At 45.9% G+C, this 13438-nt stretch carries 14 protein-coding genes; all 14 read left to right on the top strand.

Features of this window, described 5'->3' with window-relative positions; translation table 11 throughout:
- Nucleotides 1–25 precede the first annotated feature (25 nt).
- A complete protein-coding gene (locus MJB10_RS22375; RefSeq protein ID WP_314798662.1) occupies nucleotides 26–1309 on the top strand; it encodes an efflux RND transporter periplasmic adaptor subunit in 1284 nt (427 codons plus the stop codon).
- 21 nt (nucleotides 1310–1330) lie between these two features.
- The gene (locus MJB10_RS22370; RefSeq protein WP_314798660.1) at nucleotides 1331–3049 is read left to right on the top strand and encodes a hypothetical protein; all 1719 of its coding nucleotides are present in this window, start codon (nucleotides 1331–1333) and stop codon (nucleotides 3047–3049) included.
- A gap of 12 nt (nucleotides 3050–3061) precedes the next feature.
- A complete protein-coding gene (locus MJB10_RS22365; protein WP_314798658.1) occupies nucleotides 3062–3427 on the top strand; it encodes a PqqD family protein in 366 nt (121 codons plus the stop codon).
- A gap of 171 nt (nucleotides 3428–3598) precedes the next feature.
- Nucleotides 3599–5542: an asparagine synthase-related protein gene (locus MJB10_RS22360; RefSeq protein WP_314805822.1), complete on the top strand. Its 1944-nt coding sequence runs from the start codon at nucleotides 3599–3601 to the stop codon at nucleotides 5540–5542.
- 13 nt (nucleotides 5543–5555) lie between these two features.
- Nucleotides 5556–5687 carry a paeninodin family lasso peptide gene (locus tag MJB10_RS22355; RefSeq protein ID WP_314798655.1) on the top strand — a complete coding sequence of 44 codons (132 nt, stop codon included), beginning with the start codon at nucleotides 5556–5558 and terminating at the stop codon, nucleotides 5685–5687.
- A 102-nt stretch (nucleotides 5688–5789) separates the two neighbouring features.
- Nucleotides 5790–6719: an aldolase gene (locus tag MJB10_RS22350; RefSeq protein WP_314798654.1), complete on the top strand. Its 930-nt coding sequence runs from the start codon at nucleotides 5790–5792 to the stop codon at nucleotides 6717–6719.
- A gap of 2 nt (nucleotides 6720–6721) precedes the next feature.
- Nucleotides 6722–7018: a lasso peptide biosynthesis PqqD family chaperone gene (locus MJB10_RS22345; RefSeq protein ID WP_314798652.1), complete on the top strand. Its 297-nt coding sequence runs from the start codon at nucleotides 6722–6724 to the stop codon at nucleotides 7016–7018.
- Between the two features lie 28 nt (nucleotides 7019–7046).
- A complete protein-coding gene (locus tag MJB10_RS22340; protein ID WP_314798649.1) occupies nucleotides 7047–7466 on the top strand; it encodes a lasso peptide biosynthesis B2 protein in 420 nt (139 codons plus the stop codon).
- A 35-nt stretch (nucleotides 7467–7501) separates the two neighbouring features.
- Nucleotides 7502–7639 carry a paeninodin family lasso peptide gene (locus tag MJB10_RS22335; RefSeq protein WP_314798646.1) on the top strand — a complete coding sequence of 46 codons (138 nt, stop codon included), beginning with the start codon at nucleotides 7502–7504 and terminating at the stop codon, nucleotides 7637–7639.
- An 88-nt stretch (nucleotides 7640–7727) separates the two neighbouring features.
- Entirely contained in the window at nucleotides 7728–9533 is a 1806-nt protein-coding gene (locus MJB10_RS22330; protein WP_314798644.1) for an ABC transporter ATP-binding protein, read from the top strand.
- A gap of 55 nt (nucleotides 9534–9588) precedes the next feature.
- The gene (locus MJB10_RS22325; protein ID WP_314798641.1) at nucleotides 9589–10773 is read left to right on the top strand and encodes a nucleotidyltransferase domain-containing protein; all 1185 of its coding nucleotides are present in this window, start codon (nucleotides 9589–9591) and stop codon (nucleotides 10771–10773) included.
- Nucleotides 10774–10913: 140 nt separating this feature from the next.
- Nucleotides 10914–11636 (top strand): glycosyltransferase family 32 protein, encoded by a 723-nt coding sequence (locus tag MJB10_RS22320; RefSeq protein WP_314798638.1) that lies wholly within the window; start codon nucleotides 10914–10916, stop codon nucleotides 11634–11636.
- Nucleotides 11633–12238: an acyltransferase gene (locus tag MJB10_RS22315; protein WP_314798635.1), complete on the top strand. Its 606-nt coding sequence runs from the start codon at nucleotides 11633–11635 to the stop codon at nucleotides 12236–12238. The genes MJB10_RS22320 and MJB10_RS22315 overlap by 4 nt, the downstream gene beginning before the upstream one ends.
- Nucleotides 12228–13436: a glycosyltransferase gene (locus MJB10_RS22310; protein ID WP_314798633.1), complete on the top strand. Its 1209-nt coding sequence runs from the start codon at nucleotides 12228–12230 to the stop codon at nucleotides 13434–13436. The genes MJB10_RS22315 and MJB10_RS22310 overlap by 11 nt, the downstream gene beginning before the upstream one ends.
- Nucleotides 13437–13438 lie beyond the last annotated feature (2 nt).

Raw genomic sequence — 13438 nt, 5'->3', positions numbered from 1 at the left:
AGTAAGGGGAGCGAGTTTATAGCGAATGAGACAAAAAAGACGAAAACCGCAAAGGCGAGCCTTAAAAATGGTCGGTATTTTGACACTTAGTGTGGTCATTCTTGCGGGTTGCTCCGATACAGCCCTCGAAAATTCCAATGCTAAGTCGGTCTATAATGATCAGGCTATGAAGAGTGTGAAAGTGTTCAAAGTCATTAAGCAAAAAATCGGTGATCCAGGGGAACGCGTGGCCGAAGTGCTGTCTTCCGCACAATTCAATGTCACGGCCAAGGCCAGCGGTGAAATTGAGCAAATTCTTAAGAAGCGCGGCGAAATGATTCGCGAGGGAGAACCGATCCTCAAATTGAAATCAGCCGATGTGCAAGCTCAGCGCGATGCGGCCGCGACGGCGCTGAAAAATGTGCAAGACGCCATGGATAAAGCCAAAGCGAAAGCCAAAAAGGAATCCGATATCCAAAAGTCCGAGATGAATAATTCGATACAGAAGATGGAATTAGGGATGACGACCCTTTTGCGCAGCTATAACAAAATGAAAAACGATTATGATATTGGCCTTGCAACCAAAGCGCAGCTGTTCCAAATGGAAACACAGCTGATGAACGCACGCTTAGATCTCGATCAAGCCAAACAGCGTCAGAGCATCTACGAACCCGTAGATGTTGCCGCGGAGTTCGAGACTCAGCTCAAAGGCGCGCAGCTAGCACTCCAACAAGCGGAACAAACGCTGCAAAACCTGGAAGTGAAAGCGACGGCTAGTGGTCTTTTGATGGACATGCCATTGGATACGGGAATGAGTGTACAAAATGGAACGCAAATTGCCACCATCCAAAGGCTCGATCCGATTAAAATTAAGGCGCAGCTCTCCGAAGAGGAGTCCAAGCTGGCTAGCAGTAAAACCGCGATGAACTATTTGCTGCCTAGCAGTAAAACAAAATTCAGCGGTCCGATCAGCTACTTGGCAAAGGTTGTTGATCCTCAAACCAAAGCGTATGAGATCAACCTGGAAGTGCCAAATAAAGATGCCGCCTTGCTGCCAGGCATGAAAATAAAGCTGCAGCTCTCCGACGAGAGCGATCAGATCGTGTTAACCGTCCCTACTTACAGTATCGTTAAAGAGGGCGATAATGCGTTCGTGTTCGTCCTTTCCGGCGATACGGTAGAGAAGCGCAGCATCAAGTTGGGCAGACTCAACGAGTCGAACCAAGAAGTGCTGACAGGGTTGAAAGAAGGGGATTTGGTTGTGAAAACGAATCCAAGTGCATTAATGGATAAAGAGCGAGTGCAAATGACGGCCATTGAAGAGCAATAAACGATAATGGAGTGACTTGACTTGAAAATAAATTGGAAAAAAACGACGATCATGTTCATTCTCGCAGCCTCTTTAGTAATTCCCTCTGCCACTTTCCAAGCTGCTGCGGATGCGAAATACACTCAGGCTTCGACACCAACGAAATATCAGCTTACGGATTCTCTTCAAGTAGAGGTTAAGAGCATCCTCAACGAACCAACAGCGAATGGAACACGATTAGGCGCCGTTGTTCGTTTATCAAATGTAGGCTCTCGTTTAGTTGGCGTCCCTGAGTATGAAGTACGTGTAAAAACGGATGAAGGCTTGGAATATATCATGCGTCCGAGTCAAGCGAATCCACGAAATATTCAGCCTAGAGAAACGATCGAGTTAAGCTACATGAATACGATTGATCGCTATGACGAGTTCTCGTTAAGTGAAATCTCTTGGTTAGATGTTGATGAATTCGTGTATCCGAAACAAGTTAATCGCGTAACGTCTGTTCCGATCGCTGATCAGGAATGGAAAGGCGATAAGGCGGACGTAACAGATCTCGAGCATATTAAAAAGTGGGACGAGTCGTTCACGATTCCAGCTTTATCGGACGCGATTGCGTATACGCCTGTAAGCCTTGGCGAACAGAACTCCGCGGAAGGCTTGGTAACTGTCGTCGGCATCATGGCCACGAACGTGGGCACGAAGAAAACAGCTTTGCCCGATTTTCGAGTAAATGGAAAGTCAGATGCCAAGGTTTTCAGTGGCAAACGACTGGAACAGGAGTCTGTCCTGCTAGGACCTGGGGAGAAAACGTATATTCACTATGCACTTCCCGTTAAGAATAAAGCGGATCTGAAGAGCTTGCTCATTTTGACACCAGAAACATTTGTCTCTGAAGATAAAACCGTCAGCTCCTTCCTCATTGGACGCTTGTCGATTGGACTTGGAGGCGTTGCGAGCACGCAGCGTTTTATGAATAGCTTGCCGTCGTATACATGGAATCGACCGATTCAATTTGACCCGTTAAGTGACTTCGTCCAGTCGGATGTTGAGGTCTCTCTGGTTGATTTGCGCATGAGTGAGAGCACTGGCGGTGGCTTCAAAGCAGTTGTTGCAAAGTTCAAAATGCTGAATAAAAGCGGTGGCCCTGTTCAAGTGCCTCATTTTGATTCCTTGCTAACGAGCAGCAGCGGCAAGAAATATGCAGGGATCCGGCAGGATACGAAGGTAGACACGTTGATCCCGAATATTGGGTATGTCATCTATTATTCGTATATCGTGCCTAACTCAGAAACGGGTGATGGGGTAGCGATGGAGATTCTGGATAGCTCCAAAGTGGCATCCTTTAAATTTGCCGTTGCCGCTTTCAAGACCAAGGTTGTCTCGGATGTTGGCGATTCTTCACTTGCCTTCTATCCGTTCGACGTGAAAGTGAACAACTGGACGATCGATTCTTCCTATAATAGTGGCAAAGGCAGCTCATATACCTACAAGTTGAATATCGATCTTGATGTTGGGATGGGGGATGAAGCGGTCGTTGATCAAAGCTACTCCAAACTTAGATTTGAAGCCGTTGATGGCAGCAATCGCGTCATGACGTCTAAGCTTCTAACGTTTACGGGCGATAATAAAGTCGTTAGCGGCATGCAGACGCTGAATTTTGATTTGGATCGCTATGAGAGCTCGGTAAGCCTTCGCATGTATGAGATTATGGATACACCTTTTGGAGAGGTGCGAAGACTAGTCCAAACATGGAAACGATAGGAGAGAGTTACAATGGATCATGAAATCACCACACAGCGTAAAGTATATACGCGTCCCATGGTCTTAAGTCAGCAGCCCGTCTCTGTAGACGGTGCTGCTGCAACCAAACGGAATCAGGCGGATTTATTTCGCATGAATGACTATGAGTCTATCCAGCTGGATAAAGAATGGATTATTTTGAACACCGATGCGTATAGCTTAACGAAGCTTAATGGCGTTGGGGGGTTCTGTTGGTCTATGCTTCATACAACCCAGACGGTGAGCTCGATTAGCGATGCTGTACGTAAAGAATTTCAATTTGTGGATGAAACCGTGGAAGCGGATATTGAGGCGTTTCTGCAGGATCTGATCGATCGCGGTCTGGTTCAACATACGTAAAAGCGGCAATGGTCAGGCTAAAAACTTCAAACAGAAAATACAAGATAAGTTGTTGACAGGCTGAAAAGAAGATGATATTCTAAAAATGTTCTTTATAAAGAACGTTTTCGAGAAATGACACACGTTAGCGTTTCCTTCAAAGAACGACGCGGAACAGAAGTCGGAGGATCTATGAGTGCGATAACCGGTATTTTTCAAATGAAAGATGCACCCGTTTCGATCGAGCATGGTGCACTCCTCATGAAGGCGCTAGAGAAGTTTCCTTCTGATGACAGTCGGGCATGGTGCGATGATCACGTTTTCCTAGGATGCCATGCGCAATGGATCACACCAGAATCGGTCGGGGAAATCGTACCTTTCTACGATCATGAAAGAGGGCTGGCCATTACGTCGGACGTCATCCTCGATAATCGCGATGAGCTGTTCAATCAGCTCCAGGTAGAACGAGGCAGGCGCTCAGGCATGACCGATAGTGAACTCCTTCTCCTTGCGTATCGCAAATGGGGAGGGGAAACACCGAAGCACTTAATCGGCGATTACGCCTTCATGATCTGGGATCAACGAAACGCGTTGTTATTCGGAGCTAGAGATTTTACAGGCAGCCGAACCCTCTATTACCACCAGAATCAAGATTACTTCACGTTCTGTACCACGATAGAGCCTCTGCTGACCTTGCCTTATATTGAGCGAAAATTAAATGAGGATTGGTTGGCCGAGTATTTGGCTATCCCCAATATCATTGATACGGTGGATGTTATGTCATCGGTGTACAAGGAAATTAAACAGATTCCGCCTGCACATAGCATCCTCGTTGCCAATGGATCTATAACGCTAACCAAATACAACTCTTTTACGAATGAAAAACCATTGCAGTTGAAATCCAATGAAGAATATGAGGAAGCATTTCGTGATGTCTTCCGAAGCGCAGTAACAGCGAGGCTGCGAACTCACCATAATGTGGGGTCTCAGCTAAGCGGTGGTCTGGATTCCGGCTCCGTTGTAAGCTTTGCGGCTAAAGCGTTGCAGAAGCAGAATAAGACGTTATATACGTACAGCTCAGTTCCGGAAGATTCATTCACAGACTGGACTCGTAAATATCGAGTGGCAAACGAGAGGCCATACATTCAATCAACAATCCATCATGTTGGCAATATATCCGATCAATATTTGGACTTTCCAGGTAAAAGCGCGCTGTCCGAACTGGATGAATGGCTTGATATTATGGAAATGCCCTATAAATTTTTCGAGAATTCGGTTTGGATCAAAGGGATTTACGAAAGAGCCCGTGAGCAGAACATTGGCATTCTTTTGAGCGGTGCGCGGGGAAACTTTACTGTTTCGTGGGGGCCAGCAATGGGCTACTATGCTTCACTTATGCGCAAGCTCAATTGGATTCACCTTTATGACGAAGTGAGCAAGTACAGTGAGAATATCGGCGTGGGCAGGGCACGAATTTTAAAAGTCACAGCCCAAAAAGCTTTCCCAGGCCTTCAAAGATTGTTTACGAATTCAAATTTAGTTGAACAAGAGACGCTGCCAGTGCTCATTAGTCCTGAGTTTGCTCGAAGAACAGGAGTCATGGATAAGCTTAAATCGCAAGGTTTAAGCACGGGAACACTGGAATCTCGTAATGTGCACGAGGAACGCGTGAAACATTTTCAACAGTTGAACTTGTGGAGTACAAGTACCACAAGCAGCTCAAAGCTCGCGCTGAGATACAAAATTCACGGACGGGACCCCACGAACGATCTAAGAGTTGTCCGTTTCTGCTTATCGCTTCCCCTCGAGCAATTCGTTCAAAAGGGATATGATCGTTCGATCATTCGCAGATCAATGAAACACCATCTGCCGGATAACATTCGATTAAATCAACGTACGCGAGGTGTTCAAGGAGCGGATGTGATCCATCGCATGCGGCCATCCTGGCGAGCCTTTATCGAGGAGATACAGCAGCTAAGCCATGATCCGCTGGCTTCCGAAGTCTTAAATGTGCCGTTGCTACAGAATGCTCTATCGAAGTATCAAGAGCCTAAGGCAGATTACGCCTTTGATGCAGATTTTAAAATTTTGATGAGAAGCCTTATTGTATATAGATTTCTCAGGAAACTTTCGTAAAGGAGGTGATAGTATGCAAAAAGTATGGTCGAAACCAGAATTAGAAACATTGGATTTGAGCATGACAATGGCAGGGCCTGGTCTTCAATTCTTAGATCAATTCGTATCTGATCCAGATGAGTTTGGTGAATTGCACCATAGCTAGTCAACTTTCCAAGTAGTTCGCAAGCGATCGATGAGCCCTTATACGAATTAAAAGTATAAGGGCTATTCTTACAAATTTGACAGAGCAGTTGGAGTGAGCTTAATGATAAAAACACAAGAAAGAGTCAAATTTCAGGCATTTGGGTTAAAAATTGTAAGCGACATTCATTTGCCAGAATTGCTGCCAGCCAGTGATATTCACGACGAGGAAGAAGTTATCATAACCTTCGGTGATTTAACCGAGCAATGGGCAGAACAAGTTGCTCCTCATCAAACTATTTGCATTACCGAGGATCGCGTGATGTTCCGAGTCGCGGATACTGCGATTTATGCCATTCAAGATGGGAAATATATAACCGTTTCTCCTGTCAAGGAAGCGGAAGAATCGAAGATTCGACTCTATCTCCTCGGCACTTGCATGGGAATTATTTTACTCCAGAAGCGTATTCTGCCCTTGCATGGCAGTGCGATAGCAATCAACGGCAAGGCCTATGCCTTCGTCGGACATTCAGGCGCTGGCAAATCGACACTGGCTTCAGCCTTTATTAACCAAGGCTATTCCCTTCTTAGCGATGATGTTATTCCAGTCTCATTCTCGTCTGCCTCAATACCATTCGTAACACCCTCCTATCCTCAGCAGAAATTATGGCAGGAAAGCTTGTCCCATTTCGGGATGGATGCGAGTCAATTCAGCCCCATTTACCAGAGAGAAACCAAATACACGGTGCCTGTAGTTTCGAGTTTTTCATCGGAACCTATTCCATTAGCGGCTGTATTTGAACTTGTGAAATCAACAGGCGATGGTGTTAACCTACGACCCATTCCACACTTAGAAGGCTTGTATCGGCTGTATAATCATACGTATCGTCAATCCTTACTAGGAAAGTTAGGATTAGTGGATTGGCATTTTAAAACATCTGCCAAACTATCCGAGTATGTGAAAATCTTTCAATTAGAACGCCCGGTTAACGGCTTTACTGCAGGGCAACTTGTCTCATTGGTACTAGACACCATTCAAAAGGGGGAATCATAATCATGCTTAAACAAGCCGCAATTACAATCGTTGATACCGTTGAGCAGGGTAAAGGAAACATCGTTAGCGATATGGGTGGAGAGAAAGTGATGTTACATGTGGCCAATAGCAAGTATTACAACTTAGGGGAAGTCGGGGGTCGCATCTGGGACCTCATTGAAACACCTATTGCTGTATCACAACTCGTATATGTTTTGACTGCGGAATATCAAGTTGAGAAAGAACAGTGTGAGGAGCATGTTCTTAGTTTTCTGAATCATCTGTTGAAAGAAGAACTTATTCATGTTGATGAAAAGTAGGAGATTATCCCTTCACAAATTTAAATTAATGTTTCAATTGGATACGACAACAATGCTTTTATTTATGGAAGCTTATATGTATCTGGGATGGGCTCGGATACTTAAATCATTGCCATTCGCAAGAGTGGTACAAGGAATGGGCCTGGAGATGGGTGAGTCCCCCTTAGAAGTGCCTTATTTGGATAAAAGAGTCGTTGCAAAAGTGGCAGTCGCTGTTCAGACGATGAGTTCGTATACGATTTGGGATAGTAAATGCCTAGTAAGGGCTCTGACAGGTATGAAAATGCTGAGCAAGCGTAAGATGCATAGTACATTGTATCTTGGCACAGCCAAGGATGAACATGGACGAATGATTGCGCATGCATGGCTGCGATGCGGTCCCTACTATGTCACGGGTGCTGAAGAAATGAAAAGGTTTACAGTGGTAGGTACATTTACGAAAAGGTGAATGGTAAAGGATAACCCTTGAATGGAGGTGATACGATGCAAAAAAATTGGCAAAAACCTGAGTTAGAAACATTAGATGTTGGTATGACGATGGCTGGTGAGGGCGGAAACGATGTTGATGGTTTTTACATAGATTGTCACTTTCCATTTTTACATTTAACGCACGATAGTTAGGAATTGCACGTTATGACATCAGCCCTTATACCTAACAACGTATAGGGGCTATATTCAGGTGAGCGAGGTTTGTATAGGGGGTCAGGAATTGAAGCAACTCTTACATTTTGCAAGAGAGCTGCATGTGTTTGCAGGGAAAATACTATATCTGAATGTCATTGGCATGGTCATAGTCAGTTTACTGGAAGGAGCGGGTATCCTTCTCTTACTTCCTCTAATTAGTATAAGCGGTGTTATTAGCATTAGTAACAGCTCGAACCCAATCTCAAAGCTAGCTGGCATTGTGCAGCATATGCCTGTTGCTTGGAGTCTTGCCATTCTATTAGCGGCTTATCTGCTCTTAATTACTTGTCAAACCCTGCTCCAGCAAAACTTAAATCATCGAAATTTACGCATCCTTATGGGATTTACCAATCATATTCGTATGGAGACCTATCGCTCCTTATTACAAGCGAATTGGGCTTTTTTTATGAGCAAAAGAAAATCGGACCTCATCAACGCCCTGACGGAAGAGCTAAGTCGCGTTGTGAGAGGGACGAATCTCCTTCTTCAGTTCATAACCGCTGTTATTTTTACAGGGATTCAAATTGGAATTGCTTTTTGGTTATCTCCATCGATTACGTTATTTGTCATCGTCGCTGGCACGATTCTCGCCTATTTCTCACGAAGATGGATTAAAAAATCAAGAATGGTTGGCACAGAAAGCACGGAAATTGCTCAAAGCTATCTCGGCGGCATATCGGATCATTTCAACGGCGTTAAGGATATTAAAAGCAATTCTTTAGAAGCATCACGAATTGCTTGGTTGCGTGATTGGTGCAAACGAATTGAAGCGGAACAACTTAAAATGAACGCCATTCGAAATCATTCGCAAACGTTTTATAAAATTACATCAACGTTTCTCATTGCATCCCTTATTTTCGTTTCTATTCAACTATTTAAGGCACAACCTAGTCAGTTGGTATTAATTATTTTAATTTTTTCGCGACTTTGGCCGCGGTTTACAGGCATTCAGTCCAATTTGGAGCAAATTGCCTCCTGTATCCCTGCGTTTCAGTCTATCCTTCTGTTACAGGAAGAGAGTGCAGGCGCAATGGAATATAACGAGAAAGAACTTGTGAAGCAATCAACGCCAATGCCAGTTCATCAAGGAATCTCGTGTCAGAATGTCTATTTCCGCTACAATAAGCAAGAATTGGCGTATCAACTTGAAAATATCCAAGTACACATTCCTGCGAACCAAACGACCGCGATTGTTGGACGTTCAGGTGCAGGGAAGAGTACCTTGATCGATATTGTGATGGGACTTTTACAGCCTGACCAAGGCCAGGTTTGTATCGATGGCGTTCCGCTGACCCGCGAAAACTTGCTGGCTTTTCGACGATCTATCTCCTATGTGCCGCAAGATCCTTTTCTTTTTAACGGAACGATTCGCGAGAATTTGCTTATGATTAAACCGCAGGCGACCGAAGAGGAACTGTGGGAAGCGCTGGAGTTCTCGATTTCAGCCGAATTCGTCAGACGCCTGCCGCAAGGCATGGATACGCTCATTGGTGATCGGGGCGTGCGGCTGTCCGGCGGTGAACGACAACGGCTGGTGTTGGCCAGAGCCATTCTGCGTAAGACGTCGATTCTCGTCCTGGATGAAGCGTCCAGCGCACTTGACACGGAGAATGAAGCGAAAATTCTTGCTGCCTTAGATCAATTAAAAGGTAAAATGACGATCATCGTCATTGCCCATCGCCTGTCGACAATTCGGAATGCCGATCAAGTGATCGTTGTAGATCGCGGAGTCGTTGTTCAGAACGGCAAGTTTGGGCAGTTAGCGACAGAGAAGAAGAGTCTGTTGAATCATTTGCTGGAGCAGCAGGTTATTGTGATGCCGCATGGGTAATCGAGGCTATAAAGTCTTTCGGATGAAGGAAGAGACGGAGGTTTGAGTGAGTCCTATGAACAATGATTTTCAGTTAGACTTATCGCAACTCCCGCAAGAGCTGCGCGTTATGTTATCGCTTCTAACCTGTGACGGCCATCTATCGCCTCTTGAGCAGGCGAGAATGGTGAATATCGATTGGGACCTGTTCATGAAACTAGCGATGCATCATCGCGTGTATCCTGATCTCTATCGGAAGATGAAGATGATGAAAGTACCTTGGGTACCTTCCCATGTCTTGGACGCATTGCGCAAGCACTATCAGAAGAATGCGTTTCAAATGCTGCATCTCAGCGCCGAAATGGAGCTGCTCAGCAAGGAAATGGCAGGCGGCGGCATTCCTTCCATTGTGCTGAAAGGACCCGTCTTGGCCGCAGACTTGTATGGGGATGTTTCGCTGAGAACTTCCAGAGATCTGGACATTCTTGTCCCTTTTCAGGATCTGGATCGCGTAGATGGTCTGCTTCGACGGATGCACTACGAGAAGATCGAATGTCCGCTCATGGTACTGGGCGATTGGAAATGGCGGCATCATCACATTACCTACTTTCATGCTGGCAAGCAAGCGACGGTAGAAATCCATTGGCGCCTAGGGCCTGGACCTGCCAAAGAGCCCAGCTTTCAAGAGCTGTGGGAGCGCAAACGCCTCTCCTCGATTACGAGCAGCCCTGTATACTATTTGGGCAAAGAGGATTTATTCGCGTTCCTGGCGATTCACGGCTCACGTCACGGCTGGTCAAGGCTGCGTTGGCTCGTCGATATGGACCAAATGGTGAAACAGAAGCTGGATGCGGCTGAGCTGATTCAAGCGTTCCACCGATATGGCAATCTACATATCGCCGCTCAAGCGCTGCTTCTCACCTCACAGCTGCTGCGCACATCCTTGCCGCCAGAGCTGTATGCCCTTACCGATGGCAAGCGTCCGCGCCAGTTAGCGAAAGACGCCCTATTCTACCTGCGCCAAATGGTCAATCTTCATACCGATCCCGTGCCTGTGGACGTATCAATCTATCATAAGCGTCATCTCTTCTCCCTGATGTCGACTTCGAACAAAGTATGGTTCATTCTGAGCTTTATGTACCCTTATCCAGAAGATGTCGAAACGTTGGCATTACCGAAATTTGCACAGTTCTTGTACTTCCCGTTAAGGCCTTTCTTATGGGCATGGAGAAGGACTAGGAAGCAAACGGTCACAACGTGAGCAGTAGAAAAGACATTGGTTGACATGTTCTCTATAAAGAACTATTATAGGGATATGAGTTGTTTGATTCTTTTTTTTCTATGTTTGTTCTTTATAAAGAATATTTCCGCTAATTTAACTGGGGCAAGGAGCACTTGCTTATGACAATTCCGAAAATCATTCACTATTGCTGGTTCGGAGGCAAAGACAAGCCAGATATCGTGCGACGGTGCCTGGCCAGCTGGAAGCAGCATCTCTCTGACTATCAAATCATTGAATGGAATGAAACGAATTTGGATATTATTGCACATCGTTATACGAGAGAAGCGTATGCTGCTGGAAAATTCGCATTCGTCAGCGACTATGCGAGAGTCTACGCGCTCTATCACCATGGCGGTATTTATCTGGACACGGATGTGGAAGTTTTCCAATCCTTTGACAATCTTCTGCACCACGAAACGTTCTGGGGCTTCGAGCAAGCGAATTATATTGCGACAAGCACGATTGGCGCACAGAAGGGAAGCAAGCTCATTCAGTTGTTTTTGGACTCCTATGAGGATAAACCATTTCTTAGAGCGGATGGCAGCTTCGACTCACTAACGAATGTAGCAATGATTACAAAGATGCTTATCGATCTTGGGCTTCAAGCCGACGGGCGATTTCAAGAGCTGCCGGGCATCGGGGCCTTTTACCCGCAAACGTATTTCTCCCCTTTCGACTACATCAATTGCCAAACCTTCATGACTTCACACACATACACCTTACATCATTTCTACAAAAGCTGGCTCCCACCGAAAGAGAGACGAAAGACACAACTGAAGATGATGCTGGCTAGACTGATCGGCGGACATAATATTGCCAGAATACGAGGGTATTTGAAATGACACTACTTCGGAAAATTGTGAACACGCTGGCCGCAGAGAGCCGCGGCAGAGGCTTATACTACACGTTTCTTATGTTTCTGTCGCATGCGGTAGGCATCTTGAGGGCCTATCTGAATAAGCTGGTTTATTTTCCAAATATACAATCGACGATCTTCTCCCTTGAATCGAACAGCCGAATCGTCGCATTCAGCAAGCATGCCAGAATCACTATTGGTAAATTCGTGTTCATTCGCAAGCATACAAGCATTCGTGTTGATCAACATGGCGAGCTGCGGATCGGAGATAAGGTATTCATCAATGACAGCTGCCATATCAACTGTGCGCATCGCATTTCGATCGGCAAGATGACAAAGATTGCTCCGCACGTCAGCATTAACGATCACGATCACAACTATCGGCACACCGCAGGTGATCATCTGATTCGTGGCGAGGTCATCATCGGTGACAACGTGTGGATCGGATCGAATGTCGTCATTCTGCGCGATACGTATATCGGCGATAACGCCGTCATTGCGGCAGGCAGCGTGGTGAAAGGGCATGTGCCAGCGAACACGGTCTTTCTAAATAAACGAGAAAAGAGTTATATCCCCTATGCGAACTAAACTATTCATTTCTGTTTTCGATATGGAGATTGGCGGCGTAGAGCGCAGTTTAATTAATATGCTGGAGGGATTGAATTATGAAAAGGTAGAGGTCGATCTCTTCATCTGCCATCATTCCGGTGACTTTATGAGTTTAATTCCGGCAGAAGTGAACGTTCTGCCCGAAATTCCAGCCTATACCGTCTTTCGCAAATCGGTTCGCCAATGTGTACGGGAAAGACGCTACTCGGCGCTGCTGATCCGAATGCTAAGCAAATCGGTTGCAGGGACGCAGGCGCGGAGACGCCGCCTCAAAGAAGGTCCTGGCTATATTCAGATGCAGCTGGATTTGAAGTGGACGACACGCATTTTGCCCCCAATTAAGAAGCATTATGATCTCGCGATCAGCTATGCATGGCCTCATGATATTGTCGCCAGCAAGGTATCGGCGAAGAAGAAGATCGCCTGGATTCATACCGATTATAGTGAGCTAGAAATCGACAATGGCATTGATCTAGCTGTATGGAACAAGTACGATGCGATTGCTTCCATCTCAGAAGCTTGCACGGATGCGTTCCTAACGACGTATCCGATGCTGCGCGAGAAGATCATGTTGATTGAGAATATTTCCTCACCAACGTTCATTAAGAACATGGCGAATGACGTTACTCCTCTTGCGGAGCAAGTGGATCAAGCGGACCAAGCAGCTTTTACACTCGTGTCGGTGGGCCGGTTGTCGTATGTCAAAGGATTTGATATGGCGATTGCCGCCTTACGCAAGCTGCATGATAAGGGCTACACCCATATTCGTTGGTTGGTCATCGGGTATGGCGGTTATGAGTCCGAGCTGCGCAAGCTGATTGCAGAGAACAAGCTGGAACGCAGTTTCCTGCTCGTAGGGAAGAAGACGAATCCGTATCCCTACATCCAGGCGTGCGATGTCTATGTGCAGCCTTCGCGTTATGAAGGGAAAGCCGTAACGGTGACCGAGGCCAAAATCTTAGGTAAACCGATACTGATTACGAATTATGCAACAGCTGGCAGTCAAATTATCGATGGCGTTGAAGGCATGATGTGTGAGTTGAGTGCTGATGGCATTGCCGATGGGATTGAGCGGTTGTATCGCGATGCAGCGTTAAGAGCGCAGTTCTCAACATATTTAAAGGAGCAAGACTTCAGTAATGTGAATGAGCTGGAGAAGCTGTATGGGGTGATGTAGCG

The sequence above is a fragment of the Paenibacillus sp. MBLB1832 genome, assembly GCF_032271945.1.
Lineage (GTDB): Bacteria > Bacillota > Bacilli > Paenibacillales > NBRC-103111 > Paenibacillus_E > Paenibacillus_E roseopurpureus.
This window is presented reverse-complemented; position numbering and strand designations above follow the sequence as displayed.

Bases quoted from the DNA above. Each gene is read 5' to 3' on its own strand.
- MJB10_RS22355 (WP_314798655.1), top strand. From the start codon at position 5,556: ATGCAAAAAGTATGGTCGAAACCAGAATTAGAAACATTGGATTTGAGC.
- MJB10_RS22315 (WP_314798635.1), top strand. From the start codon at position 11,633: ATGACACTACTTCGGAAAATTGTGAACACGCTGGCCGCAGAGAGCCGC.
- MJB10_RS22345 (WP_314798652.1), top strand. From the start codon at position 6,722: ATGCTTAAACAAGCCGCAATTACAATCGTTGATACCGTTGAGCAGGGT.
- MJB10_RS22320 (WP_314798638.1), top strand. From the start codon at position 10,914: ATGACAATTCCGAAAATCATTCACTATTGCTGGTTCGGAGGCAAAGAC.
- MJB10_RS22365 (WP_314798658.1), top strand. From the start codon at position 3,062: ATGGATCATGAAATCACCACACAGCGTAAAGTATATACGCGTCCCATG.
- MJB10_RS22350 (WP_314798654.1), top strand. From the start codon at position 5,790: ATGATAAAAACACAAGAAAGAGTCAAATTTCAGGCATTTGGGTTAAAA.
- MJB10_RS22360 (WP_314805822.1), top strand. From the start codon at position 3,599: ATGAGTGCGATAACCGGTATTTTTCAAATGAAAGATGCACCCGTTTCG.
- MJB10_RS22340 (WP_314798649.1), top strand. From the start codon at position 7,047: ATGTTTCAATTGGATACGACAACAATGCTTTTATTTATGGAAGCTTAT.
- MJB10_RS22310 (WP_314798633.1), top strand. From the start codon at position 12,228: ATGCGAACTAAACTATTCATTTCTGTTTTCGATATGGAGATTGGCGGC.
- MJB10_RS22375 (WP_314798662.1), top strand. From the start codon at position 26: ATGAGACAAAAAAGACGAAAACCGCAAAGGCGAGCCTTAAAAATGGTC.
- MJB10_RS22325 (WP_314798641.1), top strand. From the start codon at position 9,589: ATGAACAATGATTTTCAGTTAGACTTATCGCAACTCCCGCAAGAGCTG.
- MJB10_RS22335 (WP_314798646.1), top strand. From the start codon at position 7,502: ATGCAAAAAAATTGGCAAAAACCTGAGTTAGAAACATTAGATGTTGGT.